At 71.7% G+C, this 3,225-nt stretch carries 2 protein-coding genes; one reads left to right on the top strand and one right to left on the bottom strand.

Features of this window, described 5'->3' with window-relative positions; genetic code table 11:
• Nucleotides 1–295: 295 nt before the first annotated feature.
• Entirely contained in the window at nt 296–1,672 is a 1,377-nt protein-coding gene (locus VJR25_RS03990; protein ID WP_324112757.1) for an MFS transporter, read from the top strand.
• A gap of 60 nt (nt 1,673–1,732) precedes the next feature.
• Here VJR25_RS03990 and VJR25_RS03985 read toward each other — a convergent pair.
• Nucleotides 1,733–3,225: diflavin oxidoreductase (locus VJR25_RS03985; RefSeq protein ID WP_324112754.1), on the bottom strand; the 1,493-nt coding region annotated here is incomplete at its 5' end.

Genomic DNA, 3,225 nt, shown 5'->3' with positions numbered 1-3,225 from the left:
GAACCCGCACGCCGTGGAGGTCGCCGTGGCGCGCGTGCGCGAGGCGGTCGGAGAGCCGGGCCTCATCAAGACGATCGTCAAGCGCGGCTACCGGCTCGACCGCGCGGAGGACTGAACCGCCCGGACGCATGTGTCCGGCGTGTGACGCGGCCCTCAGCAGACGGCACTGCGGCAAGTGCGCAAAGCGTGACGACCACGACACCGTCTCGAGGCCGACTCCGAAACACGCGGCTCGTAGCGTCGGGTCACCGGCCGCTCGATCCGAAGACCGCGGCCGCAGAGATGGAGGTCGGCAATGACGACAGCAGTACGAGCAGATGAGGGCGCCGTCGTCCTCACCACCCGTCCCGGTCGCTGGCTGGACGGGTACGACCCCGAGGACACCGCCTTCTGGCGCGCCGGCGGACGCGACATCGCGCGCCGCAACCTCGGCTGGTCGATCTTCACCGAGTTCCTCGGATTCGTGGTGTGGCAGCTGTGGAGCATCGTCGTGGTGCTGCTGCCCGCGGCGGGCTTCACCTTCACCGACACCCAGTCGTTCTGGCTCATCTCGCTGCCGAGCCTCGTGGGTGCCACCCTGCGCTTCCCCTACTCGTTCATGGTCGCCCGCTTCGGCGGTCGCAACTGGACGATCGTCTCCGCCGCCCTGCTGCTGGTGCCCGCCGTGCTGCTCGGAGTCGTGGTGGCGAACCCGCACACGCCGTTCGGCGTCATGCTGACGGTGGCGGGCCTCGCCGGCCTCGGCGGCGGCAACTTCGCGAGCTCCATGGCGAACATCACGCACTTCTTCCCGCAGCGGGAGAAGGGCTGGGCGCTGGGCCTGAACGCGGCAGGCGGCAACGTCGGCACCGCGGTGGCCCAGTTCCTGGTGCCGATCGTCGTGACGCTCGGGGCGGGCAGCATGATGCGCGTGTCGTGGGCGGGCTGGATCTGGGTGCCGTTCATCCTGCTCGCGATGTGGGGCGCGTGGCGCCGCATGGACAACCTGACGTCGGCGAAGTCCGACCTCGCCGGTTCCGCCGCCACGCTGCGCGAACCGCACCTGTGGCTGCTCGCGCTGCTGTACGTCGGCACGTTCGGCTCGTTCATCGGGTTCGCGAGCGTCTTCCCCAAGCTCATCGCCGACCAGTTCCCCGCGTTCTCGGCGCTGCACGTCGGAGGCGCGGCGGTGTCCCTCGCGTTCCTCGGCGCCCTCGTCGGATCCCTCTCCCGCCCGTACGGCGGTCGCCTCGCCGATCGCCTGGGCGGCGCGCGGGTCGCCGCGGGTGCGTTCGGCGTGATGGCGGCCGGCGCACTCACCGTCGTGGCCACGCTGCCGCTGCACAGCTTCGCGCTGTTCCTCGGCTGCTTCCTGGTGCTGTTCGCCGCGACCGGGATCGGCAACGGGGCGACGTACCGCATGATCCCGCACGTGTTCTCCGCCCGCGGGGAGGTCACCGCGGCGGCGGATGCGACGGTGGCCCGCAAGGCGGCCGCGGCACTGGGGCTGATCTCGGCGATCGGCGCCTACGGCGGCTTCGTCATCCCGCAGATCCTGAGCGCGTCGCACGCGGCGACGGGCGCCTACACGGCCGCCTTCCTCGGGTTCGCGGCGGCGTACGTCGTGCTGCTGGTGGTCACGGTCGCGGTGTACGCGGTCCCGCGTCGGGCCCTCGCGCTGCGCCGCATCTGACGTCCGGCAAACGGGAAGGTCCCCACCCGATCCCTCGGGTGGGGACTTCTCGTTGCCGGCTCAGTACACGTCGCGCGCGTAGCGCTTCTCGGCCGCCAGCCGCTGCTTGTAGGCGAGCGCCGTGTCGGCATCCATGCCGCCGTGCGCCTGCACGATCTGCAGCAGCGCGGCATCGACGTCGGCGGCCATGCGGGCGGCGTCCCCGCACACGTACACGTGAGCGCCGTCCTCGAGCCACCGCCACAGTGCGGCCCCGTGCTCGCGCATGCGATCCTGCACGTAGACCTTCTGCCGCTGGTCGCGTGAGAAGGCCGTGTCGATCCGGGTGAGGAATCCGTCCCGGCTCATGGCATCCCACTCGTCGCGATAGTAGAAGTCGGATGCCTCGTGCTGTTCGCCGAACAGCAGCCAGTTGCGTCCACGCGCGCCGTCCGCGCGCCGGTCGTGCAGGAAGGCGCGGAAGGGCGCGACGCCCGTGCCCGCCCCGATCATGATCATCGGGGTGTTCGGGTCGCGCGGCGGGCGGAAGTGCGCCGCCCGCTGCAGGAAGACCGGGACGTGCTCGGCCCGGTCGGCGAGGTACGTGGAGCAGACGCCGCCGCGCGGCATCCCCTCCTCGGTCTCGAACCGCACCACCGAGACGGTCAGCTGCACCTCGCCCGGGCTCGTCTTGGGGCTCGACGAGATCGAGTACTGCCGCGGTTGCAAGGGCTTGAGGACGTCGATCCAGTCCTGCGCCGTGGCCTGCACCGGGAACTCCCGCAGCAGATCGACCGCCTGCCGGCCCCACAGGTACTGGTCGAGACGGGAGCGGTTGTCGCGCCCGACGAGACGGGCGGCGTGCGTGGATGCGCTCCGCTCGACGACGAACGAGAGCAGCTCCGAACCGATCCGGGTCACATCGCGACGGGTGCGCAGCGCCTCCGCGAGCGGCAGCTCCTCGCCCCCCACCGACACGGTCGTGCGGCCGTCGAGGCCGGTCGCCGCGATCCAGTCGGCCACGACCGCGGGGGCGTTCTCGCACACGATTCCGAGTGCGTCGCCGGCCTCGTACGTCGCGTCGTCGGGAAGGGCGAACCCGAACTGGCGCACCTCCTTCGCCGACCCGGCCCCGCCCAGCACCCGGTTGGTGAGCAGCGGCGCCGACAGCGGCGCGGCGCGCGTGAAGGTCACCGGTTCCGGCGGTGACGCCACGACGGTCGGGGCCGGGGCATCCTGCACCGCGGAGGATGCGGGTTCGCCGAGCAGCACCTCGAGCACCTGGTCGATCCACTCCTCCGCGACCGAGTCGTCGAACGGCTCGCAGTCGACCCGCTCCAGCAGCGGCTCCCCGCCGAGCTCTTCGAGCCGCGAGTGCAGATTGCGTCCGTGGCCGCAGAAGTCGTCGTAGCTGGAGTCGCCGAGGGCGAGGACCGCGTAGCCGGTGCCGTCGAGCCGCGGCGCATCGTCCGCGGCCAGGTGCGTCCAGAACGCGGCCCCGTTGTCGGGCGGACCCCCGGTGCCGAACGTCGAACTGACCACGAGCACGCGCTCGTGGTCGGCGAGCTCGGCGG

This window comes from Microbacterium sp., assembly GCF_035277845.1.
Lineage (GTDB): Bacteria > Actinomycetota > Actinomycetes > Actinomycetales > Microbacteriaceae > Microbacterium.
This window is presented reverse-complemented; position numbering and strand designations above follow the sequence as displayed.

What these genes read in the sequence shown, in the direction of transcription:
- VJR25_RS03990 (WP_324112757.1), top strand. Translation starts at nt 296, where the DNA reads ATGACGACAGCAGTACGAGCAGATGAGGGCGCCGTCGTCCTCACCACC.